The sequence below is a fragment of the Curtobacterium flaccumfaciens genome, from assembly GCF_051548005.1.
In the GTDB taxonomy this organism is placed as follows: domain Bacteria; phylum Actinomycetota; class Actinomycetes; order Actinomycetales; family Microbacteriaceae; genus Curtobacterium.
The window spans coordinates 1-23,795 of record NZ_JBPUGH010000035.1 but is presented as its reverse complement, the minus strand read 5'-3'; the positions used below and the strand labels follow the sequence as shown (position 1 = coordinate 23,795).

Sequence of the window (23,795 nt, the reverse complement as noted above, 5' to 3'; positions counted from 1 at the left end):
GCGCGGTGCCAGCCGGCACCGCGCCTCCCGTCCGCTCCGGGTCGCGTCCGCGACCCCCGCCACGTCAGCGACGCAGGGTCGTGTCGGCGCCCCCCATCGCGTCAGCGACGCAGGGTCGCGCGCGCCAGGCGGTTCCCGAGGAACTGCCCGAGCTGGACGATGACCACGATCGCCGCGACCGACACGTAGACGACCCACCAGTCGTACCGCTGCGAGCCGTAGTTGATCGCGTACTCGCCGAGACCGCCACCGCCGACGATCGCGCCCTGCGCCGTCATGTCGACGATGCCCACGTAGATGAACGTGTAGCCGAGGATGAGCGGCCCGAGCCCCTCCGGGATGAGGACCGTGAGGAGGATCGACAGCGGGTGCGCACCCGAGGCCCGAGCGGCCTCCACCACGCCGGGGTCGACCGCGAGCAGGTTCTGCTCCACGATCCGGGCGACGGCGAACGACGCCGCGAACGAGATCGCGAACGTCACCGCGGGGACGCCGATGGTCGTGCCGACGACCTCGCGCTGGAGCGGGCCGATCGCGGCGAGGAGGATCACGAACGGGATCGGCCGGACGATGTTCACGACCACGTTGACGACGGTGTGGACGGTCCGGTTGCCGAGCAGGTTGCCCGGTCGGGTCGCGTAGAGCGCGAGCCCGAGGGCGAGCCCGATCACACCGGCGACGACGAGCGAGATGATCGTCATCACGAGGGTGTCGCGCACCGAGGCGAGGAAGACGTCGAACGTGTCGATCACGCTCTGGAAGGTGTTGTTCACGCTGCGGCCTCCTCGTCCACCGTGATGCCGCTCGCACGCAGGCCGCGGACCGCCTCGTCGACCGCGTGCGGGTCATCGCTCGTCAGTTCGTAGGTGAGCGAGCCGATCCGGCGCTCCCGGATCTCCCCGACCCCGCCGAAGACGAGTTCCGCCGTCACCCCGTGCGACCGCCACGCGGCGTCGATCCGGTTCTGCAGGCCGACCTCGTCGGAGATCTGCACGGTGACGAGCCGACCGGTGTGGTGCTCGCGGAGTCGCCCGAGCTGCTCCGCCGAGGGACGGTCGTGCAGCGCGGTCCGGACGAAGCGCTGCGCCGCCGGGGTCTGCGGCTTCGAGAACACGTCGTACACGTCGCCGACCTCGACCACGCGGCCGTGCTCCATGACGGCGACACGGTCCGCGATCTGACGGACGGCGTCCATCTCGTGCGTGATCACGATGATCGTGACGCCGAGCTCCCGGTTCACCCGCCGGAGCAGTCCGAGGACCTCGGACGTGGTGTCCGGGTCGAGGGCGCTCGTGGCCTCGTCGGCGAGCAGGAGCTCGGGGTTCGACGCGAGCGCCCGCGCGATGCCGACGCGCTGCTTCTGCCCTCCGGAGAGCTGCTCCGGGTAGGCGTAGGCGCGGTCGAGCAGCCCGACGAAGTCGAGCAGCTCCGCCACCCGACGGTCGCGCTCCTGCTTGCCGACACCGGCGACCTTGAGCGGGTACGCGACGTTGCCCGCGATCGTGCGGGAGCGGAACAGGTTGAACTGCTGGAAGATCATCCCGATGCGCCGACGCGCCTGACGGCGATCCCGCTCGGGGATCGCCGTCAGGTCCTGTCCGGCGACCGTCACCGTCCCGGAGCTGGGCAGCTCCAAGGCGTTGACGAGCCGGACGAGCGTCGACTTGCCGGCGCCGGAGTAGCCGATCACCCCGAGGACCTCGCCCTGGTGCACGTCCAGGGAGACGTCCTCGACCGCGGTGACGGTCTCGCCGGTGTCGGCGCGGCGGTAGTGCTTCGAGACGCCGCGGAGTTCGACGAGCGCGGGCACTACTGCTTGGCCGCCTTCGCGTCCTGCTCGACGCTCGCGAGCTCGCTCTGCAGCTTCGACGCGCTCACGTTGCGCGCGACGGCCTGGGGGTAGTCCTCCTTGAACGCCTTCTGCACCGCGCTGTCCTGGAACAGCTTCGCGAGGGCCAGGTAGGTCGTGTCGTCCTTGTCGGCCTTCCGAACGGCGAACACGTTGACGTACGGGGCTGCGCTGGCGCTCGACGGGTCGTCCTTCGAGATGACGTCCTTGACCGGGAGGCCGGCGGCGGTCGCGAAGTTGTTGTTCACGACGGCCGCGGCGACGGAGCCCTGCTGCAGCGCGTTCGCGGTCTGCGAGGCGTCGAGGGTCTGCACGTCGACCTTGTGGGTCTCGATGTCAGCGGTCGTCGAGAAGGGGGTGCCGCCGTTCTTCAGCGTCAGGAGCTTCGCGTCCTGCAGCACGAGGAGCGCACGCGCCTGGTTGATCGCGTCGTTCGGGATCGCGACCTCCGCGTCCGCCGGGAGGGCCGAGGCGCTGTCGTACTTCGTCGCGTAGAGCGGCAGCGGGTAGACGGCCGTCGAGCCGATGGGCTGGAGGTCGTCGTTCGAGGTGGTGTTGTAGTCCGCGAGGTACTGGATGTGCTGGAACTGGTTGATGTCGACCTGGCCGTCCTTGAGCGCCGGGTTCGGCAGCGAGTAGTCGGCGAAGTTCACGAGCTGCACGGTGACGTTCAGCTGGTCCTTCGCGAGCTTCGTGTAGGTCTTCCAGTACGGCAGGGCCTTGTCAGCGACACCGATCTTCACGGTCTTCGCGGCACCCTCGCCAGCAGCACCGGCTCCTCCGTCGCCGCCGGCGCGGACCGCACCGACGATCACGGCGACGACGATCGCCACGACGACGACGGCCGCAGCGATGATCCAGCCGATCGGACGCTTGCCCTTCGGCTTCTGGGGCAGTGCAGGTGCGGACATGGTGCTCCTCGTGGGGTGAGCGGTGCGGTGGTCGGTGCAGCGGTGGTCCGCGGCGTCCGTCGAGTGTGGCCGGTGACCCGCGGGGCTCGCGAGTTGCGTTCCGCCGTGTTACAGGCGTCGGACAGCGCGGTCCGGTTCACTCGGACGGGTGCGGAGCATCGAACTCGTCCTGTCCCAGGCCGCGGACGTGGCGGTGCGTGCCGTCTGGGACGAGCTGATCGCGGAGGACCTGCCGAGCCTCGGGCGGCACCTGTCGGACTCGAACGCGCCGCACGTCACGCTCGCCGCCGGACCCGACCTGCCCGTGCCGTCCGGGTTCGGGGCGACGCTGCCGACCGGCCTCCGGCTCGGCGGGGTCCTGCTCTTCCCGGCCGGCCCCGAGCGGTCCGTCCTCGTCCGTGCCGTCGTCGTCGACCGCGAGCTCGCCGCCTTCCACGAGGCCGTCCACCGGGCGGCTCCCGGTGGGGTCGACACCTCGTTGCCGGGCGCGTGGTCCCCGCACGTGTCGTTCGCCCGGCGCGTGCGTGACGTCGACCTGCCGCGGGCGCTCGCGGCACTGCGACGGGTTCCGCTGCCCGAGGTGCTCGAGGTGGGCGGCGTGCGCTTCTGGGACGGGGAGACGAAGACGGTCACGCCGTTGGCGTGAGGAGCGGATCGGCGCCGGGACGGGCCGCCCGGCTGCGCCGGCCCGTCGGCGTCCGGCCCGCCGTCGGCGTGCCGTCGTCAGACCCCGAGGACGCGCTCGGCGAAGGCGGAGCCGAAGACACGGTCCGGGTCCGCTGCGCGGACCAGGTCGCGGACGGCCGGGAGGCGCGGGTACAGCCCGGCGATCGCCGCACCGTCCAGGGAGCTCATCTTCCCCCAGTGCGGCCGTCCGTCGAAGGGGGCGAGCAGGCCCTCGAGGTCCGGCAGGAGGGCAGCGACCTCCGCCGGGTGCTTCTTCCAGGTGAAGGCGATGCAGAGCACGTCCTCGCCCTGGGTCGGGCTCGACCAGAACGGGTCCGCGGCCATCGTGCGGAGCTCGCAGACGTGCAGGTGCGGCTGGATGCGGTCCGCCATCGTGCGGACCGCGTCGAGCGCGGCCGCCGCGTGCCGCAGTGGGACGAAGTGTTCGCTCTGGACCTCGGACCCGACGCTCGGGACGGACTCGATGGGGAAGTGCGGGAGCCGGTCCCACCACGGGCCGACCGAGCCGTCCCGCGCGGTGTGGTGGCCGTCGCCGGGCGTCCCGGGGCGCTTCGGCGCACCGAGCAGGTGCTCCGGGACCTCGAGGTCCGTCGCGCCGTCGGGCACGCGGGACTTCACGAGCACGTCGCTGATCTCGTCGCCGAACACCGTGTACGAGCACACCGAGTAGCCGGCGGCGTGCACCTCGGCGACGTGCGCGGTGAACACGTCCCACGGGATCGGTCCGTACGAGTCCTGCCGCATGCGGTACGTCGGCTGGAGGTCGAGCGTCACCCGGGTCACGATGCCGAACAGGCCGAGGTGGAGGACCGTGCCCGCGAACTCCGGGTCGTCACGGTGCACGGTGCGCAAGGTGCCGTCCGGGCCGATCAGCTCGAGGGCGCGGACGGCCGTGCTGAGCGAGCCCAGCGTCGTGCCGGAGCCGTGCGTGCCGGTCGCGACCGCCCCGCCGATCGAGATGTGCGGGAGGGACCCCATGTTGTGCAGCGCGAACCCGGCGCGGTCGATCTCCGGAGCGACGAGTCCGTAGCGGGTGCCGGCGCCCATCGTCGCCGTACGGGCATCAGCATCGACGACGAGCTCGGTCGGGACGCCCGTGAGGTCGAGCAGCACTCCCGTGGTGTCCGCGACGTCGTTGAACGAGTGCCGCGTGCCGAGTCCGTGCACCCGGGGGGAACGGGCCACGACCTCGGCGGCCTCGGCGACGGAGGTCGGTCGGACGACGCGTTCCGCCGTGTAGGTGACCGTGCCGGACCAGTTCAGCTCGCTCGTCGTCGACCGCATGCGTTCACGATGCCACGCGCGGCCGACACCCGCCGGGGTGCGCGAACGACCATCCGCTCGCGGCGATCCGCGCCCGGGGCGGTCGCACCCCCGGACGGACATCGCGCCCCGTGGTGGCGGGGCGCGATGTCCACGAGGGGGTGCGATCGGGGTCGGTCGCCGGTGACGGATGCGCCGGACCCGTGGTCGCGGGGAGCGTCAGTGCATCGACGGCGCCGGTGCACCTTCCGGCGTCGCCGGGCGACGGACGAGCGACGCGGTCACGATGCCCGCGAGGGAGATCACCGCCCCGACGAGGAATGCCGTCCGGACGCCCGTCGCGGTGGCTGCGGCGACGTCTGCCGCGCCCGTGCTCGCCGCACCCGCTGCCCCGATGGTGAGCAGGGTCACGAAGAGCGCCGTACCGGCTGCACCCGCGAGCTGCTGCGCCGTGCCGAGCACCGCGCTGCCGTGCGAGTACAGCTTCGGCGGCAGCCCGCCGAGTGCCGAGGTGAAGAGCGGCGTGAAGGTCAGCGCCAGGCCGATGCTCAGGACGACGTGCGCGCCGAGGACGAACCACACGCTCGTGCCGGTGCCGACGGTCGAGAGCGCCCAGAGCACGGCACTGACGATGATCGAGCCGGGGACGAGCAGCACCCGCGGGCCGCGGCGGTCGTAGACGCGACCGACGACCGGCGACAGCAGCCCCATGATCAGCCCGCCGGGGAGCAGCAGGAGGCCGACCTGCAGGACCTCGAGCCCGAGCACGCGCTCGAGGTAGATGGGCAGCAGGATGAGCGTGCCGAACATCGCCATGAAACTGACGACCATCGCGACGATCGGGACGGTGAACCCCGCGGTGCGGAAGGTCCGGAGGTCGAGCAGCGCCGAGTCGGTGCGCTGCAGGCGGGTCTGCCGGAGCACGAACACCGCGAGGGCGACCACGCCGACCGCCAGCGACACGATCGGCACGAGCGGGCCGGTCGACCCGGCCTCGCCGATGCTCGACAGCCCGTAGACGAGCCCGCCGAACGCGAAGGCCGACAGCACGACGGAGAGCACGTCGATCGGGGCCTTCCGCGGCGTGGAGACGTTGCGGACCTTGACCATGCCGAGGACGAGCGCGGCGATCGCGATCGGGAGCACGAAGCCGAACAGCCAGCGCCACGAGAACGCGTTGAGGATGAGCCCGGAGATCGTCGGGCCGACCGCCGGGGCGACGGAGATGACGATCGAGATGTTGCCCATCACGCGCCCGCGGTGTGCCGGCTCGACGAGGGTGAGCACCGTCGTCATGAGGAGCGGCATCATGATCGCCGTCCCGCTCGCCTGCACGATCCGGCCGACGAGCAGCATCGAGAAGCCCGGGGCGAGGAGCGCGATGAGCGTGCCCGCGGAGAACAGGCTCATCGCCCAGACGAACACCGGCCGCGTGTTGAACCGCTGCAGCAGGAACCCGGTGATCGGGATGACGACCGCCATCGTGAGGAGGAAGCCCGTCGTCAGCCACTGACCGGTGGCCGCGCTGATGCCGAGGTCGTCCATGAGCCGGGGGAGGGCGACGCCCATGATCGTCTCGTTGAGGATGACCACGAACGCGGAGACGAGCAGGAGCCCGATCACGAGCCGGGTCTCGCCCGCGGACGGCTGCGTCACGCTCCCGGTGCGGGGTGCGGAATCGACGGCCTGGGTCATGCGGGGCTCCTGGTGGATCGCGACGTACGGGACGAGGGGGCGCCGGAGCGCAGACAGGGCAACCGCCTGAACGGATTCGATTATTCCGCTTCGGACCGACACCGGCGAGTCGCACACCGCGCGCCGTGCCGGCGCCGCGCTCAGTGCAGGATCGCGAAGCCCTCGGTGTCACCGTGCGGGATGACCGGGCGGAGCGACACCTCGGTCACCTCGGCCGAGGGCGGTCCGCTGTGCAGCAGGTCCATGAGCCGGTCGACCGCGGCCGACGGTCCCTCCGCCTCGACCTCGACCGTCCCGTCGAACAGGTTCCGCGCGTACCCGACGAGGTCGAGCCCGTCGGCCTTCCGTGCCGTCCAGTACCGGAAACCGACCCCCTGCACCGTGCCCGAAACCACCGCGTGCATCCTCGTCACCGTCGTCATGGACTCACCGTAGGCGTGCGCTCCCCGGACGAGTTTTCGGCGGTGTTACCGACTCGTGAAACCCGGTGATAGAGTCATCCCAACCCGAACACTTCGAGTCAAGATGACACTATCTCCTGAGCCCTCCATCCGCGTCGCGGTCTCGACCGTGATCGTGGCACTGCGCTCGCACCCCGACACCGGTGCGCCGGCGCTCTGGATGCCGCTCGTGCGCCGCGTCGCCGAGCCGTACGAGGGCTCGTGGGCGCTCCCGGGCGGGTGGGTGCGACCGGACGAGGGGCTCGAGGACTCCGCCGCCGCCCGCCTCCGCGAGACCACGAAGGTGCAGCCGCGCTACCTCGAGCAGCTCTACGCCTTCGGGGACGTCGACCGTTCCCCGAGTCGGGTCGTGTCGATCGTGTACTGGGCCCTCGTCCACCCGGACGAGGCGAGCGTCGTCCCCGACGACTGGAACGTCCGGTGGTTCCTCGCAGACGAGCACCCGCCGCTGGCGTTCGACCACGACCGCATCGTCGAGTACGCGCTGTGGCGGCTCCGGAACAAGATGTCGTACTCCCGGATCGCGCAGGCGTTCCTCGGCGACCGCTTCACCCTCGCCGAGCTCCGTGGCGTGTACGAGGCCGTGCTCGGGCGTGCGCTCGACCCCGCGAACTTCCGGCGGCAGGTGGAGAAGACCGACGCCGTCCTGCCCACCGACGAGACCACGAGCGGGGGGCGGCACCGTCCGGCCCGGCTCTACCGTTCCAACCCCGATCTCGCCTACGCGGACAACGGTCCACTGCAGCGGGCCGAGCAGCCAACGAACCGATAGGAACCACCGTGTCCATCGCGACCACGATCGAGCTCATCTCCAACGGCGGCGCCGCCGGCAGCACGTGCACGCCGGACCTCGCGATGCCGACGTGGGACTTCGACTCCCGGCCCGGCTACGGTCCGGGGTCGTCGATGTCCGACGTCATCCCGACCGGGGCTCCCCGGCAGGGCGGCATCCCCGACGAGTACAAGACCGCGAGCGACGAGGAACTGCACGAGCGGATCGAGCGGGCGAAGGCCACCCTCGGCGACCGCGTCGTGGTCCTCGGCCACTTCTACCAGCGGGACGAGGTCGTCCGGCACGCGGACTTCCTCGGTGACTCGTTCCAGCTCGCCAACGCCGCGCTGACGAAGCCCGACGCCGAGGCGATCGTGTTCTGCGGCGTCCACTTCATGGCGGAGACGGCGGACATCCTCGCGCGCGACGACCAGCGGGTCATCCTGCCGAACCTCGCCGCGGGCTGCTCGATGGCCGACATGGCGGACATCGACAGTGTCGAGCAGGCCTGGGCCGAGCTCACGGCGGTCTACGGCACCGAGCCGGACGCCGACGGTCGCGTGCCGGTCATCCCCGTCACCTACATGAACTCCGCGGCGGACCTCAAGGCGTTCTGCGGACGGAACGGCGGCATCGTGTGCACGAGCTCCAACGCCGCGACCGTCCTCGAGTGGGCGTTCGAGCGCGGGCAGCGCGTCCTGTTCTTCCCCGACCAGCACCTCGGCCGCAACACGGCGAAGGCGATGGGCATCAGCACCGACCTCATGCCGATGTGGAACCCGAGGAAGGCCCTCGGGGGCAACGACGTCGAGACGCTGCTCGACGCACGGGTGGTCCTCTGGCACGGGTTCTGCTCGGTGCACCGGCGCTTCACGGTCGACCAGATCGAGCAAGCCCGCCGCGAGCACCCCGGTGTCCAGGTCATCGTCCACCCGGAGTGCCCGATGGCGGTCGTCGACGCGGCGGACCACGCCGGCAGCACCGACCTCATCCGGAAGACCGTGGCGGCAGCGACCGAGCCGACGACCTTCGCGATCGGCACCGAAATCAACATGGTGAACCGGCTCGCAGCGGAGTACCCGCAGCACACGATCTTCTGCCTCGACCCGGTGGTCTGCCCGTGCTCGACGATGTACCGGATCCACCCCGGCTACCTGGCCTGGGTGCTCGAAGCGCTCGTGCGCGGCGAGGTCCTCAACGAGATCGTCGTGCCCGCGGACGTGCAGGCCGACGCGAAGGTCGCCCTCGAGCGCATGCTCGCGGCCAGGCCCCGCGGCTGACCACCGAGCCGTCGGACGGAAGGAGCACGTCGTGCACGTCGTCATCGTGGGGTCCGGGATCGCCGGGCTCACCGCCGCGATCCGCGCGAGCAGCCGTCACGACGTCACCCTCGTGACGAAGGGCACGCTGACCGACGGCGCCACACGGTACGCCCAGGGCGGGGTGGCCGTGGCGCTCGGCGCGGACGACTCCGCCGCCCTGCACCAGGCCGACACCCACGTCGCCGCGGCCGGCAGCGCGGACGCCCGTGCCGTCGAGGTGCTCTGCACCGACGGACCCGCCCGTGTCCGCGACCTGCTCGCGCTCGGCGTGCCCTTCGACCGCACCACCGACCCCGCGAGCCTCGACCGGCACGGCGACGACCTCGCCCGTGGTCGCGAGGCCGCGCACGGTCGCTGGCGGGTCGTCCACGCCGACGGCGACGCGACCGGTGCGGCGATCGAACGGACCCTCGTGGACGCCCTGCACCGTCGCCACGTCACGATCCTCGAGCGCACCTGCCTCGTCGACCTCGTGGTCCGGGACGGCGCGGTCGTCGGCCTGGACGTGCTCGACCTCCTCGGTGAGCCACGACGGCTCGACGCCGACGCGGTCGTCCTCGCCTCGGGCGGCGCGGGACACCTGTACCGCGAGACGACCAACCCGCTCGTCGCGACGGGGGACGGGCAGGCGGCGGCCTGGCGCGCCGGCGCGGTCATGGCCGACCTCGAGTTCGTCCAGTTCCACCCGACGCGCCTGGCCGTGCCGGACGGCGGGCTCGTGTCCGAGGCGGTCCGCGGCGAGGGCGCCGTGCTCCGCGACGCCCGCGGGGACCGCTTCATGCTCCGGGTCCACCCGGACGCCGAGCTCGCGCCGCGCGACGTCGTGGCGCGGGGCATCGCCGCCGCCGTCCGTGACCAGGACGGCGAGCCGGTGCTCCTCGACGCGACCTCCCTCGACCCGGACTTCCTGGTCCGACGGTTCCCCGGCCTCACCTCCGCCACGCGCGCTGCCGGCTTCGACTGGACCCGCGAGGGCGTTCCGGTCGCCCCTGCCGCGCACTACGCGATGGGCGGTGTCGCCACCGACGCCGAGGGGCGCACGAGCCTGCCCGGGCTCCTCGCCATCGGGGAGGTCGCCTGCACCGGGGTCCACGGCGCGAACCGGCTGGCCTCGAACTCCCTGCTGGAGGGCCTGGTCTTCGCGGTCCGCGCAGCGGACGCGCTCGGCGCGCCCCGACCCGACCGGGTCCGCCTGCGCGGCGACGCGACCCTGGACGTCGTGACCGTCGCCGACGCGGCGGACGCGACCCGTGCCTCCCGGCAGGACCGGACGGGAGGCCCGGATCACCGCACCGACGCGGCGGACGTCCGTCGGGCGGTGCAGTCCGCCATGACGGACCGGGTCGGGCTCCTCCGCGACGCGACCGGCCTCGCGAGCGCCCGACGCGACCTCGACCGCCTCGGCGTGCCGTCGCCCGTCGGCGTGCGCGAGCACGAGGACCGCGCCCTCCTCGACCTGGCACGGCTGACCGCCCGCGCCGCCGAGGCCCGCACCGAGTCCCGCGGCGCGCACGCCCGGACCGACCACCCCGACACCGACCCCCGAGCCGCACGACCGAACGGCTGGGTCCTCCGACCCGCAGCCGTCCCGCAGGAGGTACCCGCATGACCGTCACCACCGCCGTCCCCGACCGCACCGGCGTCCCGGACCCGGGCACGATCCCGGCGCACGCGCTCCGTCGCGTGATCGACACCGCGCTCGAGGAGGACGCGCCCTGGGGCGACGTCACCAGCGAGGCCTTCATCCCGCTCGCCGCCACGGCGACCGCCACCCTCGCAGCGCGCGAGCCGGGCGTGCTGAGCGGCGGCGGCGTCTTCATCGCCGTCATGCACGCGGTCGACCCGACGATCGGGGCCGAGGTGCACGTGGCCGACGGCACCCGGTTCGTCGCCGGGGACGCCCTCGTGACGGTGTCCGGACCGGCGCGTTCGGTGCTCCGCGCGGAGCGGGTCGCGCTCAACCTCGTGCAGCGGATGTCCGGCGTCGCGACGCTCACCGCCGAGTACGTCGCGGCCGTCGCGGGCACCTCGGCGCGGATCGTCGACACCCGGAAGACGACGCCCGGGCTCCGCGCCCTCGAGCGCTACGCGGTGCGGTGCGGCGGCGGACGCAACCACCGGACCTCGCTGTCGGACGCCGTGATGGCGAAGGACAACCACCTCGCGGTGCTCCTCGCGGACGGCATCGACATCGGGGACGCGGTGCGGGCCGCCCGGCAGCGGCTCGGTCACACGGTGCACCTCGAGGTCGAGGTGGACCGCGTCGACCAGATCGAACCGGTCGTCACGGCCGGTGTCGACACGATCATGCTCGACAACTTCGGCCCGGACGAGCTCGTCGAGGGCATCGCGGTCGTCGCCGGCCGTGCGCTGGTCGAGGCGTCGGGCGGCGTGAACCTCGACACCGTCGCCGCGATCGCCGCCACCGGGGTCGACGTCATCTCGGTGGGGGCCCTCACGCACTCGGCGCGCGCCCTCGACCTCGGGCTCGACGTCGCCGTCTCGGCTTGACGTGTTCTACCTGGACCGCGCTGCCACCACGCCCGTCCGCCGCGAGGTGCTCGAGGCGATGTGGCCCTACCTGACCGGCACGTTCGGCAACCCGTCCTCGACGCACGGGGTGGGTGACGCCGCCGCGCGTGGCCTCGCCGACGCCCGGTCGGCTGCGGCCCGGGTGCTCGGATGCCGGCCGGCCGAGGTCGTCTTCACCACCGGGGGCACCGAGGGGGCGAACACGGCCGTCAAGGGCGTCGCGCTCGCGTCGCCGCGGGGCCGGCACGTCGTCACGAGCGCGATCGAGCACGAGGCGGTGCTCGAGAGCTGCCACTACCTGGAGCGGCACCACGGCTTCGAGGTGAGCGTGCTGCCGGTGGACCGCGACGGCGTCGTGGACCCGGACGTGCTCGCGGACGCGCTGCGTCCGGACACCACGCTCGTCTCGATCGCGCACGCGTCGAACGAGGTCGGCACCGTGCAGGACGTGCGCGCGCTCGCCGAGGTGTCGCACCGGGTCGGCGCGCGGTTCCACACCGACGCCGTGCAGTCGGCGCCGTGGTTGCCGATCGGGCCGGGGGACACCGGGGCCGACGCGGTCTCCCTCTCCGGTCACAAGCTCGGCGCGCCGAAGGGCACCGGCGTCCTCGTGGTGCGGTCCGGGACCCCGCTCGAACCGCTCCTGCACGGCGGCGGACAGGAGCGCGGACGGCGGTCGGGGACCGAGGACGTCGCCGGCGCCGTCGCCGTGGCCACCGCGCTGACGCTGCACGCGAGGGAGCGGTCGGACGCCGCGGTCCGGGCGACCGCGACGCGGGACGCCGTGCTGGACGGGGTGCTCGCGACCGTGCCCGGGGCGGTCGTGACCGGTTCGCGGACGTCGCGGCTCCCGGGGCACGCGTCGTTCTGCTTCCCCGGGGTGCACGGGGAGACGGTGCTGCTCGAGCTGGAGCAGCGGGACGTGGTGTCCTCGTCGGGCAGTGCGTGCGCCGCGGGGAGCACGGAGGCGTCGCACGTCCTCACAGCGCTCGGACTGGACGAGGACACGGCGCGGTCCGCGGTGCGGCTGACGTTCGACGAGTCCCTCGCGCCGTCGGACGTGCCTGCCGTCGTCGGTGCCGTACGGGACGCCGTCGCCGCGGTGCGCGCCCTGGCCTGACCCGACCGCCGCGGGCAACGCGCGGGTGTACTAGACGTTCTACTCCATGAGTGGGGTCGTGTCCCCCCTTTTGCGGACCGGAGAAGTGCGTCAGGCTGTCTGCATGGCAAACGCGATCACGACTCGGGTCCGGCGGGAGGACCGCTTCCGGGCAGTCCAGCTCCTCCCCGCACCCGCGACGGTGCTCGCGCTCGTCGTGGCCGCCCAGCACGACCTCGGAGCCGGACCCCTCGCGGTCGTCGCCGTGGTCGGTGCCCTCGCGACCGTCGGGAGCGCCCTGCTCCCGATGATCCGGCCGGCCGTCGACCGAGCAGCCGTGACCACCCGTGAACGACGGTCGATGCCCGCACCGACCGAATCGGACCGGTACCGAGAGGACACCGAACACCCCCTCTGAAGTACGGCTCCACCGGACCAGCACCGCCGGACCCGTCCCCCTGTGGGCCGGTGGTGCACCCAGCCGGACGCGGCACCCCTGATCTGCGTCCGGCGCGGGGCACGACATCCCCCTGTCGTCGTGCCCCGCCGCACACCGCGACCCGCCGTGGGCGTGGCGTCGACCCTGCGACGCCGTCCCCCCTAACGCCCACGGCGGGCCCGGTGTCGCACCTGCCCGACCACTCCGCGCGGGCCCGCGTCCGGGCCTCGCGGCGTCAGTCGTGCGCGGGGGCCACGACCGTGCCCGGCCAGACGTACGCCAGGTCGTCAGGATCGTCGGGGAACAGCGGTCGGTAGAACTCGGGTGCCTTCTGCAGCAGCTTCGACCGGTGCGACCGGTGCAGAGCCTCGTCCTCGTTCCACGGCGGCACCGCGAAGTCGCCCGAGGCGTATGCCTCGAGGTCCTCGGGGACGAGCGCCAGGTCCGCCACGGTCTTGTCGCGGCAGGTGTCGGGGTGGCCGCGTTCGACCCACACCGCGCACGTCGCGTCCTGGTAGGCCATGAGCGCCGGCCGGTACCCGCGCCACATCGCCGTCACCGGGTGGTTCTGCCAGCCGTACCCCGGCAGGGTCAGGGCGCGCATCACCTGCAGGGTCTCGACCCGCTGCTTGCCGAGCCGACGGTCGTCGAGCACCTCGGCCGAGGCGCGGAAGTCGGCGTACGGCAGGAACGTCTGCATCGACCGGACGCTACCCGTCGCGCGCTGGCAGGGCACCCCGACACATGCCGTCACACGCGCACCGCGGGGGAGCGGTGCGTGTGAGCATCGAGGGCATGAGCGCAGCACTCGTCGTCGGCGTCAGCGGCAGTCCGTCGGACCCGTCACGGACCTCGACCCTGGTCGCGGCCACGGTCGCGCGCCTCGGGCAGGAGTTCGAGGACGCCCGGACCGAGACCGTGGAGATCGGGCCGCTCCTCGCGGACCTCGGTGCGGCGGGCTCCCGTGAGGCGATGGGCCCCGAGACGACCCGTGCCCTCGAGCTCGTCGAGTCGGCCGACGTCCTCGTGGTCGGCAGCCCGGCGTTCCGGGCCGCGTACTCCGGCGCCTTCAAGCTCTTCTTCGACTGGATCGGGCAGTACGACCTCGTCGACACCCCGGTGCTCCTGACCGCCACGGGCGGCAGCGACCGGCACGCCCTGCTCGTCGAACACCAGATGCGGCCGCTGTTCGGCTTCTTCCAGTCGACGACCCTGCCGCTCGGCGTGTTCGGCAACGAGCGCGACTTCACCAAGCGCGAGGGCGGCTACGACATCGCGAGCGTCGACCTCGAGCTGCGCATCGACCAGGCCGTCCGACGCGCACTGCCGATCATCCGCGGGGGCTTCGCCACCGCGGGCGTCGCCGACGTTCGTCGCCCCGCCGAGTTCTAGCGCTCGCGACCCGACGCGACCAGCGGCTGAGGTTCCACGACACCCCGCTCGCGTTCGCCGAGGTTCCGTACATCGGCCGTGGGGGCGGTGAGATGCCAGAATCCTGGAACCTCGCGACGCGATGATGGTCAGGGTCGGACGGGAGGCGCGGGGCGGGCCCGCACCGTGCCTCCAGGCCGTCAGTCGGTCGGGTCCGCGACCAGGGACGCGACGTGCGCGACGGCCAGCCGGTACCCGTCGGCGCCCGCGCCGGCGATGACCGCGGTCGCCGCGGTCGCGACGTGGTCCACGTGCCGGAACGGCTCGCGCTTCCACGTGTTCGAGAGGTGCACCTCGACGACCGGGACGGTCAGGGCCTCGACCGCATCGTGCAGCGCGACCGAGGTGTGCGCGTAGGCAGCGGGGTTGATCACCACGCCGACGAAGTCGTCGAGCGCCTCGTGCAGCCACTCGACCAGCTCGCCCTCGCGGTTGGTCTGTCGGAAGTCGGCCTCGAGCTCGTGGACCGCCGCCTCGGTGTGCACGATGGCCTCGATCTCGGCGAGCGTCGTCGTGCCGTACTGCGCGGGGTCACGACGGCCGAGGATGTCGAGGTTCGGGCCGTTGAGCACGAGGATGCGCGGTGCGGTCATGCGCCGAGCCTAGCGAGGAGGCGGATCCGGCGGTGCTCCGGCAGGAACATGCGCTGGCTATGTGAACGGTCACAAACGGGTGTAGCGTCTCCGTCCGGGCCGGCGGAGTTGTCGGCTGCAACACATCGACGTGGAGTGTGAATGGTTCTCGCGGCAGCGAACAGCGGGATCCGGCTCGACTTGGGCTGGGTCGACTACTTGATGATCATCCTGTACTTCGGGGTGGTGATCGGCATCGGGTTCACCGCCCGGCGGCAGGTCCGCACGAGCATGGACTTCTTCCTGTCCGGCCGGTCGATGCCGGCGTGGATCACGGGCCTGGCGTTCGTGTCCGCGAACCTCGGCGCGACCGAGATCCTCGGCATGGCGGCGAACGGTGCCCAGATCGGCATGGCGACCCTGCACTACTACCTCGTGGGGGCCGTGCCCGCGATGGTGTTCCTCGGGCTCGTGATGATGCCGTTCTACTACGGCTCGAAGGTCCGCAGTGTGCCGGAGTTCATGCTCCGCCGGTTCGGCAAGGCACCGCACCTGGTGAACTCGATCGCCTTCGCGGTGTCGAACGTCCTCATCGCCGGCATCAACCTCTACGCCATGGCCATCGTCATCGAGGCGATGCTCGGCTGGCCGGAGTGGCTCGCGATCCTCGTGTCCGCGGCCTTCGTGCTCGCCTACATCACCCTCGGTGGGCTCTCGAGCGCGATCTACAACGAGGTCATGCAGTTCTTCGTGATCATCGCCGGTCTCGTGCCGCTGACGATCGTCGGCCTCCACCGCGTCGGTGGGTGGGGCGGCCTCACCGAGGCGATCAAGCAGACCCAGGGCGTGCAGCACCTGCAGACCTGGGCCGGAACCGGCATCGGCGACGTCACGAACCCGATCGGCGCGAACTGGCTCGCGATCGTGCTCGGCCTCGGCTTCGTGCTCTCGTTCGGCTACTGGACGACGAACTTCACCGAGGTCCAGCGGGCGTTCTCCGCGAAGAACATGTCGGCCGCGCGCCGCACCCCGCTCATCGCCGCGATCCCGAAGCTCTTCATCCCGTTCATCGTCGTGATCCCCGGCCTCATCGCCGCGGCCGTCGTCGGCAACCAGTTCGCCTCGGGTGCGCTCACCTACAACGACGCGATCCCGAAGCTCATCCAGATGTACCTGCCGACCGGTGTGCTCGGCATCGCCGTCACGGGTCTGCTCGCCTCGTTCATGGCCGGTATGGCTGCCAACGTCTCGTCGTTCAACACGGTCTTCACGTACGACATCTGGCAGCGCTACATCAAGCCGAACATGCCCGACCTGCACTACCTGAAGACCGGCCGCTGGGTCACGGTCGTCGGCGTCCTCGTCGGGATCGGCACCGCGTTCCTCGCCGCGCAGGCCGGCAACATCATGACCTACATGCAGACGCTGTTCTCGTTCTTCAACGCACCGCTGTTCGGCGTCTTCATCCTCGGCCTGCTCTGGAAGCGGATGACCACCGCCGGAGCGCTCTGGGGCTACATCCTCGGCATCATCGCGCCGACGATCACCTGGATCGCGTACCTGGTGAACCCGCAGCTGTTCGCCACCGCCACCGCGGAGACCCTCTACGGCGCGATCATCTCGTTCGTCACCGTGCTCGTCGTCGCCGTGGCCGTGTCGTTCGCCACGAAGCCGAAGGACGTGTCGGAGCTCGGCGGGCTGGTCTACGGCGTCGGCAAGATCGACATGACCGCGGGGGCCGTCGCGACCGACACCGCCTGGTACCGCTCGCCGGCCCTCCTCGGAACCGTCGCGCTCGTGCTGTGCGTCGCCCTCTACCTCCCGTTCCTCTGATCCGCTCGAAGGAGATCGCTCATGCGTGACGACACCACCACGATGACCGAGGAGCAGCGGGCCCTCGTCCGTTCCACCCGCCGACTCGACCTGCGCCGCATCCTCGGAGGCCTGTTCGTGGTCTACGGCGTGATCACGACGATCGTCGGCATCGTCAACTGGAACACCGACCCCGAGAAGACCGGCGGCATCCACATCAACCTGTGGGTCGGGCTCTCCCTGCTCGTCGGCGGTCTGCTGTTCTTCCTGTGGGACCGGCTGAACCCGGTGCCCGCCGCGGACATCATCGGCCAGGCCGAGGCCGAGGAGCACCAGAAGGCGGCCGGCGAGGGCCGCGAGCTCGCCTGACGCACCCCGCATCGGTCCGACGGCCGTCCGCTCCGGCGGGCGGCCGTCGGCAGTTCCGCTCGGGTGTCGGCCTGGAGGCACGGCTCGCCTCCGTCTCGCCGCTCGCGGAATCGAGTGGTCGCGTTGACACGTTCGCACCTTTCGGCCTAGTATTGACATGTCGGTTGGGTGCTGCTCGGCCGAAAGTGAGCCCCGGAGTTTCCTGCAGCCAGCGCGGGACCGGGGTTTTGCGCTGTCAGGGCCACTACTGCACCAACACGAGCGCATCGCTCGACCGCGGTTGCAGCAGCCCACGGGCATGAGCGCCGCATGCGATGTCGGCGAGCGCGAGCAGCGGTTCGTCCGATCCGCGTACGTGCTCGTACCGGATCCTCCGTCCGATGCCTCGGTCCCGGAGCGATTCGAGCATCGACACGTCGCTCGCGTCGCGGATTCGGCTTCGCGATTCGACGACGAGTGCGTGCACGTCTCGCTGTTCGAGTTCCCACACCAAGCGCTCGATGCAGCGCCGTCGCCGCCGTTCGGAGCGTGCGGGCGTGCCGTCGTAGCGCACGACCACGACACTGACCGCACGAGTGAGGAGACCGAGCCAGGTCAGCCGCTGGCCACCGAGTGCTTCGTACCAGTGCAGCTTCCGCATGCGTTTCGGTGTGGCACGCAAGACCGCCGCACGAACGTCGTCGGAGTCGGACGCGTCGATGAGCACCGCGGCCATGACGTACACAGTGTGGTCGAGCCCGCCGCCCGGCTCGGATTCGTCGACGTACGCAGTCCGCATCACGCCAGCATATTGTGTATCAGAACCGCCCTGTGTCGAGTCCGTGCTTGCGGAAGGGCGGGGAGGTGCGAGAGGTTCTGGGGGAGCGAAGGAGCCCCCATGCCCACGATGGTGTTCATCAACCTGCCGGTCGCCGACCTCGACCGGTCGAAGTCCTTCTACGAGGCGCTCGGCTACACGATCAACCCCGACTTCACCGATGAGACCGCGGCGTGCGCCGTGGTGAGCGACACCGTGTACGTGATGCTCCTGACGCACGCGAAGTTCGCTGAGTTCACCGACAAGACGATCGCCGGGCCGGACACGATCGAGGTGATCAACTCCCTCAGCGCGGACTCTAAGGACGACGTGCACCGGGTCGTCGACGCCGCGGTCATGGCCGGAGGACACGAGGACCGTCCCGAGATGGACCTCGGCTTCATGTACCAGCGGAGCTTCACGGACCCCGACGGTCATCGCTGGGAGCACGTCTGGATGGACCAGGCCGCGATGCAGGACGGGCCGCCGAGCGAGTAGCAGCATGTCGGCGGCCGCGGCCAGGATGGGGCCGTGAGCAACACGACGCCCGAGTCCCCGCCGCCGCCCGCACCGCCGTCACTGGTGGTGGGCGAGGACGGACTCGCCCGTCCGGTGTGGGCCGCGACCGACGAACTGCTGCGCGGCTACTACGACACCGAGTGGGGGATGCCCGTCCGTGACGAGCGGGGGGTGTTCGAACGCCTGTCGCTCGAGGCGTTCCAGTCCGGGCTGTCCTGGCGGACGATCCTCGCGAAGCGTCCGGCGTTCCGGAGTGCGTTCGCGGACTTCGACCCGGACGTGGTCGCCGGGTTCGGGGAGGACGACATCGCGCGGCTCATGGCCGACGCGGGCATCGTCCGGAACCGGGCGAAGATCCTCGCGACGATCACGAACGCGAACGCCACGATCGCCCTGCGTCAGGACGGCGGGCTGGCCGACTTCGTGTGGTCCTTCCGGCCGGAGCGGACGCCGGAGCCCGTCACGTTCGCCGACGTCCCCACGAAGTCCGACGAGTCCGTGGCGCTCTCGAAGGCGCTCCGGAAGCGCGGGTTCGCCTTCGTCGGGCCGACCACGATGTACGCGCTGATGGAGGCCGTCGGCATCGTCGACACGCACCTGCTCGGCAGTCACCGGCGGGGGAGCTCCGGCGTCTGGAGCTGAGCGGCCCCCGGAGCGTGGCCAGGGCTACGGTCGGGGCATGACCCCGGAACCGGACCCCGCCCCGAACCGCTCACGGACGGTGCCGGTGCAGCCGATCGGCGCCGAACACGTCGACGTGCCGGTCGACGCCGCGGTCCCCGCACCGGAGGCTCCGGGCAACGTGCGTCCGGAGCACGACCCGGCCGAGGTCCGGATCGCGTTCCTGCTCTTCCCCGACCTGACGCAGCTCGACCTCACGGGGCCGGCTCAGGTCCTCGCACGGGTGCCCGGCGCAGCGGTCGAGTACGTCGCGGCGACCCTCGACCCGGTACCGAGCGACTGCGGTCTGGCGCTCGTGCCGACCGCGACCTTCGCGACTGCCCGGGCGGCGGACGTCCTCGTCGTCCCCGGCGGCGACGGAGCCTTCGACGCGATGCTCGACCCGGACGTCGTGGCGTTCGTCCGGCGGATCGCCGAGCACGCCACCTGGGTGACGTCGGTGTGCACCGGCTCGTTCGTGCTCGGCGCTGCGGGCCTCCTCGCCGGCAAGCGGGCGACGACCCACTGGGCCTCGAAGCCGATGCTCGCCGCGTTCGGCGCGGACCCGGTGGAGCGACGCATCGTCGACGACGGCGCGGTCGTCACCGCGGCCGGGGTGAGCGCGGGCATCGACATGGCCCTGTGGCTGGCCGGTGAGCTCGCCGGACAGCCGGCGGCCGAGCGCATCCAGCTGCAGATCGAGTACGACCCGCAGCCGCCGTTCGACGCCGGGTCGGCCGAGCGGGCGGACGCGAGGGTCGTCACCGAGGCACGTGCCGCGGCCGAGGCGGCACGGGGCGACCGGGTCGCGCGGGCCGCGGCAGCGGTGATCCGCTGACGTCGGGGCTGCCGCCTACCGGTTGCCCTTCGAGCCGCGCTTCGGCTTGCCCTTCATCCCGCGCTGGACCTTGCCGCGTCCGGCCTTGCCGCCGCCGGTCTTCCCGCTGGTGCCCTTCGTGGCACCCCGCTTGGCGGTGGTGCGGCTGTTCGCGGCGGTCGCCTTGCCGCCGCGGGTGCTGGAGCCGGATGACGAGCCCGAGCCGGAGCCGGCTGTCGCCGGGCGCGAGCCGGTCCCGTCGGCGCGATCCGTGCCTCCCGGCTGGTCCTGACCACCCCGGGAACTGTTCGCGGTCCGACCGCGCACCACGCCGATGAACTCCTCCGTGGTCTCGGAGGCGTCCTCCGTGCGCCAGGCGAGCAGGATCCGGGTACCCGGTGCGCCCGCGAGTGTCCGGGCGACGAGGTCCTTCCGACTGGCCGCACGGAACAGCGACTGCGGCAGCACCGCGACGCCGACGTTCGCCTCGACCAGGTCCAGCGTCGCGTCGACGTCGGCGGGCACGGGGCCGGCGTCGACCACGTGGACGTCGGTCGTCGTGAGGTCGACCTCGGCGAGGTCGGCGAGCGGGGAGTCCTTCGGCATCGCGACGACAGCGGTCTCGGTCCACAGCGGGATCGCGTTGTGGACGTCGGCGACGGGTTCGCGGGCGAAGACCATGTCGGCCTCGCCGGCGAGCGTGTCGTCCACCTCGTCCGCGCCGATCGGGCGCAGCCGGAGCTCGATGTCTGGGAAGCGTTCGCGCCAGACGCGGGCCCACTTCGCGGGGGAGACCCCGGGCACGAAGGCGATGGTGAGGGCCTCGGTCATGCAACCGAGCATAGGGGCCGTACCCTGGTGTGCATGGCGCAGGAACAGACCATGAAGCCCGAGACGGCCGCGAAGAAGCTCGGCATCCTGCTGTCGGCCGCCCCGGAGTCCTTCCGCGGTGCGCCGATCAGCAGGACCGCGTTCGACGAACTCCGGACCGAGCCGCCGGCGTGGCTCGAGGACCTCCGTCGCGACGGCCCGCACCCGCGGCCGGTCGTGGCGCAGAAGCTCGGCGTGTCGATCTCCGGGCTCGCGCGGGCCGGTGTCGACGAGCCGCTCACCACGGCCGAGATCAAGACGCTGCTGCAGGAGATGCCCGAGTGGCTCGTGCAGGAGCGCGCGACCCAGGCAGCGGTGCACGCCGAGAACGCCCGGGTGAAGCAGGACCGCGCGGCGAAGGCTGCCGCTCGCTCCGAGGACTGACGAGCCCTCCCGTCCACCGATGACCGCCGTGCACGAGACCGTCGCCGACGCGATGCTCGTCGTGCCGCAGTTCGCCTCGGTGTGCTGCATCGTCGGCGACCGCTACCGCCCGCGCGTTGCGGTGATCGTCCCGGCGGCGGTGATGCTCGTCGCGATGCTGCTGCCCGTCGTGCACGCCGGTGCGGCGTGGACGCTCCTCGCCGCGACCGGCCTCCTGCTGCTCGCGCCGCTCCCGGTCGTGCGGCGTCGACGAGCGGACGGCCGTCGCGCCGAGCCGATGGACGTGCACCGGGCGCTGTCGGCGGTGGTGATGGCCGGGATGCTCCTGATGGGCCACGCCACGGGTGCCGTGGACGGGCACGCCGGTCACGGCGTCGCGCTCACGGCGGTGCTCGGCGCCGGGGTCATCGGCTACTGCGCGTTCAGCGGGTGGCTCCTGCGGTACGAGTGGGGCCGGGAGGACCGCCGGGCGGTCCGGAGCGGCGAGGTCTTCGCGATGACCGTCGCCGTGGTCGGCATGACGCTCGCGATGTAGCGGTCAGTCGCGCGCTGCCTCGTCGGACGTGCGCGCGACGCGGTCCTTCGCTGCGCGGAGGGTGTCCTTCGGCACCGGCGGGACACCGCGGCGGATGCCCCGGACCCCGACGGCCGCGAGGACGCCCGTGACGACCGCGAACACGACGAGCGTGATCCCCGTCGCCGCCCAGACCGGGAGCGCGAGGGCGAGGAGCGCCACCACGAAGCCCGCGAGCAGGACGAGGGTGGTCAGTGCGAACGCGACCGCCGCCCCCGTGAGCACCAGGCCCGTCCTCGCCCCCTTCGCTCGGGCACCGACTTCACGGCGGGCGGCTGCGACCTCCTCGCGGACCGCACGGAGGAGCGGCTCGAGGGCCTTCTGCACGAGCCCGGCGGTGACGGAGTCGCGGAAGGACGGCTTGGTGGCGTCCTGGTCATCGGGATCGGTGGTGCTCACGGGACTCCTGTTCGTCGGGACAGCGGGGTGGCCCGCCAGGCTACGCGTCGGTCTCGCGCGCAGTGCCGTCGGCGCGGAGACGGGCCAGCGTCGTCGGATCGTGCCGTCACCGCACGGAGCGGTAGCGTCGTGGCATGTCCGAACGCGCCGCCCGCCGTCCCGACCCCACACCGCGGTTCGACGAGGTCGACGAGCGCATCCTCTGGACCCTCGCGGAGGACGCCCGGATCCCGAACAACCGCCTCGCGGCCGCCGTCGGCATCGCCCCGTCGACGTGCCTCGCACGGGTCCGTGCCCTGGAGGACGCCGGGGTCATCCGCGGGTACCGGGCTGACGTCGACGTCGCGCGGCTCGGGTTCTCGATCGAGGCGATGGTGTCGGTCCGGGTCCACGCGGCCGCTCGGCACGAGCTCCGGGACTTCGCGAAGCGGCTGCTGCGGGTGCCCGTCGTGCAGGACGTGTCGTTCCTCGCGGGTGACAAGGACTTCCTCGTGCACATCGCGTGCACGTCCACCGAGCAGCTCCGGGACTTCGTGGCCGACGAACTGAGCGGCGACCCCTCCGTGGCGACCACGCAGACGAACATCGTGTTCGAGCGACTCGTCGCCGACCGGACGCACCAGGGCCGGTCGTTCGACGAGCTCCGTCGCTGGCGGGCGTCGCGGCCGAGCGCGTGAGGCTCAGACCGAGCGTGTGAGGGTCATCGGGATGTGCGGGATGCGGTCCTCGGAGTAGGGCGCGCCGGAGCGGACGAAACCGAACCGGCCGTAGAAGTCCTCGAGGTGCTCCTGCGCACCGAGGTGGATCTGCGTGGCACGGGCCTCCGCGATCGCCGCCTCGAGGAGCCGTCCCGCGAGCCCCTGCCCCCGCGCTCGCCGAGCCGTCGCGACGCGGCCGATCCGCTCGCTCCCGTCGGGTTCGCGGAGCAGCCGTACCGTCGCGTCGACCGAGCCGCGTCCCGCCCAGAACTGCACCGTCCCCGGCTCGAGGTCACGGCCGTCGATGTCGTCGTACGCGGCACCCTGCTCAACCACGAAGACGTCCTGCCGGAGCCAGAGGATCTCGTGCAGCGTCACGGGGTCGAGGTTGCGGGTCGGAGCGCTGAAGATCGGGACCAATTCCGGCCTTTCCTGACATTCCCCCACGAAAAGGGGTGCGAATTCGGGCGGACGGGCGTACCGTACCGGCCAACCACTCTACGTGCGCGGCCGAGATCAGGAGGTGAGCGCATGGATCAGGCGATGCGTGCACCCCTGAGCACGCTGGTCCGCTACGCGCTGTTGGGCGTCGGACTCGCTGCTGCCCTCGTGCTGCTCACGCTCGTCTTCGGTGTGCGGTCCGCTTCGGCGTCGACCGCTGCCCCGACGTCCAGTACGTCCTCCGCGGACCGCACGGGTCTGCTCGGCTCGACCGTGCAGGGTGTCACGCGCGGCGTCGGATCCGTGGTCGGTGAGGTCATCGACCCCGTCCGGACCGCCGTGGCGCCGAAGCCCGCGGCGCCGCAGCCCGCTCCGGCTCCCGCGCCGCAGCCCGCTCCGGCTCCGGCTCCCGCAGCCCAGCCC

The 23,795-nt window shown here is 71.9% G+C and carries 29 protein-coding genes; 17 read left to right on the top strand and 12 right to left on the bottom strand.

What is annotated here, in order from left to right:
• Positions 1–101 precede the first annotated feature (101 nt).
• The 3 genes from ACSW7Y_RS06635 to ACSW7Y_RS06625 all read right to left on the bottom strand — a co-directional run bounded on the left by ACSW7Y_RS06635 (position 102) and on the right by ACSW7Y_RS06625 (position 2,760).
• A complete protein-coding gene (locus tag ACSW7Y_RS06635) occupies positions 102–701 on the bottom strand; it encodes a methionine ABC transporter permease (protein ID WP_438125528.1) in 600 nt (199 codons plus the stop codon).
• A 68-nt stretch (positions 702–769) separates the two neighbouring features.
• Positions 770–1,810: a methionine ABC transporter ATP-binding protein gene (locus ACSW7Y_RS06630; protein WP_438125527.1), complete on the bottom strand. Its 1,041-nt coding sequence runs from the start codon at positions 1,808–1,810 to the stop codon at positions 770–772.
• A complete protein-coding gene (locus ACSW7Y_RS06625) occupies positions 1,810–2,760 on the bottom strand; it encodes a MetQ/NlpA family ABC transporter substrate-binding protein (RefSeq protein ID WP_438125526.1) in 951 nt (316 codons plus the stop codon). The genes ACSW7Y_RS06630 and ACSW7Y_RS06625 overlap by 1 nt, the downstream gene beginning before the upstream one ends.
• 148 nt (positions 2,761–2,908) lie before the next feature.
• On the opposite strand from ACSW7Y_RS06625, the gene ACSW7Y_RS06620 reads away from it, so the two are divergent.
• On the top strand, positions 2,909–3,406 hold the full coding sequence (locus tag ACSW7Y_RS06620; RefSeq protein ID WP_438125525.1) for a 2'-5' RNA ligase family protein: 498 nt from the start codon (positions 2,909–2,911) through the stop codon (positions 3,404–3,406).
• Positions 3,407–3,483: 77 nt separating this feature from the next.
• Here the strand turns inward: ACSW7Y_RS06620 and ACSW7Y_RS06615 are convergent, their stop codons facing one another.
• The 3 genes from ACSW7Y_RS06615 to ACSW7Y_RS06605 form a co-directional block, all read right to left on the bottom strand.
• Positions 3,484–4,731: an FAD-binding protein gene (locus tag ACSW7Y_RS06615; RefSeq protein WP_438125524.1), complete on the bottom strand. Its 1,248-nt coding sequence runs from the start codon at positions 4,729–4,731 to the stop codon at positions 3,484–3,486.
• 198 nt (positions 4,732–4,929) lie between these two features.
• Positions 4,930–6,405, bottom strand: a complete 1,476-nt coding sequence (locus ACSW7Y_RS06610) for a DHA2 family efflux MFS transporter permease subunit (RefSeq protein WP_438125523.1) — start codon at positions 6,403–6,405, stop codon at positions 4,930–4,932.
• A gap of 140 nt (positions 6,406–6,545) precedes the next feature.
• The gene (locus ACSW7Y_RS06605; RefSeq protein ID WP_058725083.1) at positions 6,546–6,827 is read right to left on the bottom strand and encodes an acylphosphatase; all 282 of its coding nucleotides are present in this window, start codon (positions 6,825–6,827) and stop codon (positions 6,546–6,548) included.
• A gap of 103 nt (positions 6,828–6,930) precedes the next feature.
• Between ACSW7Y_RS06605 and ACSW7Y_RS06600 the strand changes: the two genes are divergently transcribed.
• The 6 genes from ACSW7Y_RS06600 (at position 6,931) to ACSW7Y_RS06575 (ending at position 13,009) form a co-directional block, all read left to right on the top strand.
• Positions 6,931–7,638, top strand: a complete 708-nt coding sequence (locus tag ACSW7Y_RS06600) for an NUDIX hydrolase (RefSeq protein ID WP_438125522.1) — start codon at positions 6,931–6,933, stop codon at positions 7,636–7,638.
• An 8-nt stretch (positions 7,639–7,646) separates the two neighbouring features.
• A complete protein-coding gene (nadA, locus tag ACSW7Y_RS06595; RefSeq protein ID WP_438125521.1) occupies positions 7,647–8,918 on the top strand; it encodes a quinolinate synthase NadA in 1,272 nt (423 codons plus the stop codon).
• Between the two features lie 31 nt (positions 8,919–8,949).
• The gene (nadB, locus tag ACSW7Y_RS06590; RefSeq protein ID WP_438125520.1) at positions 8,950–10,569 is read left to right on the top strand and encodes an L-aspartate oxidase; all 1,620 of its coding nucleotides are present in this window, start codon (positions 8,950–8,952) and stop codon (positions 10,567–10,569) included.
• Entirely contained in the window at positions 10,566–11,471 is a 906-nt protein-coding gene (nadC, locus tag ACSW7Y_RS06585; RefSeq protein ID WP_438125519.1) for a carboxylating nicotinate-nucleotide diphosphorylase, read from the top strand. Before nadB ends, nadC begins: the two co-directional genes overlap by 4 nt.
• Before the next feature lies 1 nt (position 11,472).
• On the top strand, positions 11,473–12,612 hold the full coding sequence (locus tag ACSW7Y_RS06580; RefSeq protein ID WP_438125518.1) for a cysteine desulfurase family protein: 1,140 nt from the start codon (positions 11,473–11,475) through the stop codon (positions 12,610–12,612).
• Between the two features lie 103 nt (positions 12,613–12,715).
• Positions 12,716–13,009: a hypothetical protein gene (locus ACSW7Y_RS06575; protein WP_438125517.1), complete on the top strand. Its 294-nt coding sequence runs from the start codon at positions 12,716–12,718 to the stop codon at positions 13,007–13,009.
• A gap of 256 nt (positions 13,010–13,265) precedes the next feature.
• Here the strand turns inward: ACSW7Y_RS06575 and ACSW7Y_RS06570 are convergent, their stop codons facing one another.
• A complete protein-coding gene (locus tag ACSW7Y_RS06570) occupies positions 13,266–13,730 on the bottom strand; it encodes an MSMEG_6728 family protein (protein WP_438125516.1) in 465 nt (154 codons plus the stop codon).
• 95 nt (positions 13,731–13,825) lie between these two features.
• On the opposite strand from ACSW7Y_RS06570, the gene ACSW7Y_RS06565 reads away from it, so the two are divergent.
• Entirely contained in the window at positions 13,826–14,422 is a 597-nt protein-coding gene (locus ACSW7Y_RS06565; RefSeq protein ID WP_438125515.1) for an NAD(P)H-dependent oxidoreductase, read from the top strand.
• 179 nt (positions 14,423–14,601) lie between these two features.
• Here ACSW7Y_RS06565 and aroQ read toward each other — a convergent pair whose 3' ends face one another.
• The gene (aroQ, locus tag ACSW7Y_RS06560) at positions 14,602–15,054 is read right to left on the bottom strand and encodes a type II 3-dehydroquinate dehydratase (RefSeq protein ID WP_022903679.1); all 453 of its coding nucleotides are present in this window, start codon (positions 15,052–15,054) and stop codon (positions 14,602–14,604) included.
• A gap of 141 nt (positions 15,055–15,195) precedes the next feature.
• Here aroQ and ACSW7Y_RS06555 point away from each other — a divergent pair, with 141 nt between their 5' ends.
• On the top strand, positions 15,196–16,866 hold the full coding sequence (locus tag ACSW7Y_RS06555) for a sodium:solute symporter family protein (RefSeq protein WP_438125514.1): 1,671 nt from the start codon (positions 15,196–15,198) through the stop codon (positions 16,864–16,866).
• Positions 16,867–16,887: 21 nt separating this feature from the next.
• Entirely contained in the window at positions 16,888–17,214 is a 327-nt protein-coding gene (locus ACSW7Y_RS06550) for a hypothetical protein (protein WP_438125513.1), read from the top strand.
• Between the two features lie 244 nt (positions 17,215–17,458).
• Here ACSW7Y_RS06550 and ACSW7Y_RS06545 read toward each other — a convergent pair whose 3' ends face one another.
• On the bottom strand, positions 17,459–17,992 hold the full coding sequence (locus tag ACSW7Y_RS06545) for a DUF3800 domain-containing protein (protein ID WP_438125512.1): 534 nt from the start codon (positions 17,990–17,992) through the stop codon (positions 17,459–17,461).
• Between the two features lie 99 nt (positions 17,993–18,091).
• Between ACSW7Y_RS06545 and ACSW7Y_RS06540 the strand changes: the two genes are divergently transcribed.
• The 3 genes from ACSW7Y_RS06540 to ACSW7Y_RS06530 are packed head-to-tail and all read left to right on the top strand — an operon-like array spanning position 18,092 to position 20,027.
• Positions 18,092–18,508 (top strand): VOC family protein, encoded by a 417-nt coding sequence (locus tag ACSW7Y_RS06540; RefSeq protein WP_438125511.1) that lies wholly within the window; start codon positions 18,092–18,094, stop codon positions 18,506–18,508.
• 33 nt (positions 18,509–18,541) lie between these two features.
• A complete protein-coding gene (locus ACSW7Y_RS06535) occupies positions 18,542–19,171 on the top strand; it encodes a DNA-3-methyladenine glycosylase I (protein WP_438125510.1) in 630 nt (209 codons plus the stop codon).
• A 37-nt stretch (positions 19,172–19,208) separates the two neighbouring features.
• Positions 19,209–20,027 carry a DJ-1/PfpI family protein gene (locus ACSW7Y_RS06530; RefSeq protein ID WP_438125509.1) on the top strand — a complete coding sequence of 273 codons (819 nt, stop codon included), beginning with the start codon at positions 19,209–19,211 and terminating at the stop codon, positions 20,025–20,027.
• Positions 20,028–20,042: 15 nt separating this feature from the next.
• On the opposite strand, the gene ACSW7Y_RS06525 is transcribed toward ACSW7Y_RS06530, so the two are convergent.
• Positions 20,043–20,837 carry a LysR family transcriptional regulator substrate-binding protein gene (locus ACSW7Y_RS06525; protein WP_438125508.1) on the bottom strand — a complete coding sequence of 265 codons (795 nt, stop codon included), beginning with the start codon at positions 20,835–20,837 and terminating at the stop codon, positions 20,043–20,045.
• 33 nt (positions 20,838–20,870) lie between these two features.
• Here ACSW7Y_RS06525 and ACSW7Y_RS06520 point away from each other — a divergent pair, with 33 nt between their 5' ends.
• Together ACSW7Y_RS06520 and ACSW7Y_RS06515 are read left to right on the top strand one after the other, a co-directional pair.
• A complete protein-coding gene (locus ACSW7Y_RS06520) occupies positions 20,871–21,260 on the top strand; it encodes a DUF5997 family protein (RefSeq protein ID WP_438125507.1) in 390 nt (129 codons plus the stop codon).
• Between the two features lie 19 nt (positions 21,261–21,279).
• On the top strand, positions 21,280–21,795 hold the full coding sequence (locus ACSW7Y_RS06515; protein WP_438125506.1) for a hypothetical protein: 516 nt from the start codon (positions 21,280–21,282) through the stop codon (positions 21,793–21,795).
• A 3-nt stretch (positions 21,796–21,798) separates the two neighbouring features.
• Here ACSW7Y_RS06515 and ACSW7Y_RS06510 read toward each other — a convergent pair whose 3' ends face one another.
• Entirely contained in the window at positions 21,799–22,233 is a 435-nt protein-coding gene (locus ACSW7Y_RS06510) for a phage holin family protein (protein ID WP_438125505.1), read from the bottom strand.
• Between the two features lie 134 nt (positions 22,234–22,367).
• Here ACSW7Y_RS06510 and ACSW7Y_RS06505 point away from each other — a divergent pair, with 134 nt between their 5' ends.
• Positions 22,368–22,910 carry an Lrp/AsnC family transcriptional regulator gene (locus ACSW7Y_RS06505; RefSeq protein WP_438125504.1) on the top strand — a complete coding sequence of 181 codons (543 nt, stop codon included), beginning with the start codon at positions 22,368–22,370 and terminating at the stop codon, positions 22,908–22,910.
• Positions 22,911–22,913: 3 nt separating this feature from the next.
• Here ACSW7Y_RS06505 and ACSW7Y_RS06500 read toward each other — a convergent pair whose 3' ends face one another.
• A complete protein-coding gene (locus tag ACSW7Y_RS06500) occupies positions 22,914–23,351 on the bottom strand; it encodes a GNAT family N-acetyltransferase (RefSeq protein ID WP_438125503.1) in 438 nt (145 codons plus the stop codon).
• A 123-nt stretch (positions 23,352–23,474) separates the two neighbouring features.
• Between ACSW7Y_RS06500 and ACSW7Y_RS06495 the strand changes: the two genes are divergently transcribed.
• Positions 23,475–23,795 (top strand): hypothetical protein (locus tag ACSW7Y_RS06495; protein WP_438125502.1); only part of this gene is annotated, 321 nt, incomplete at its 3' end.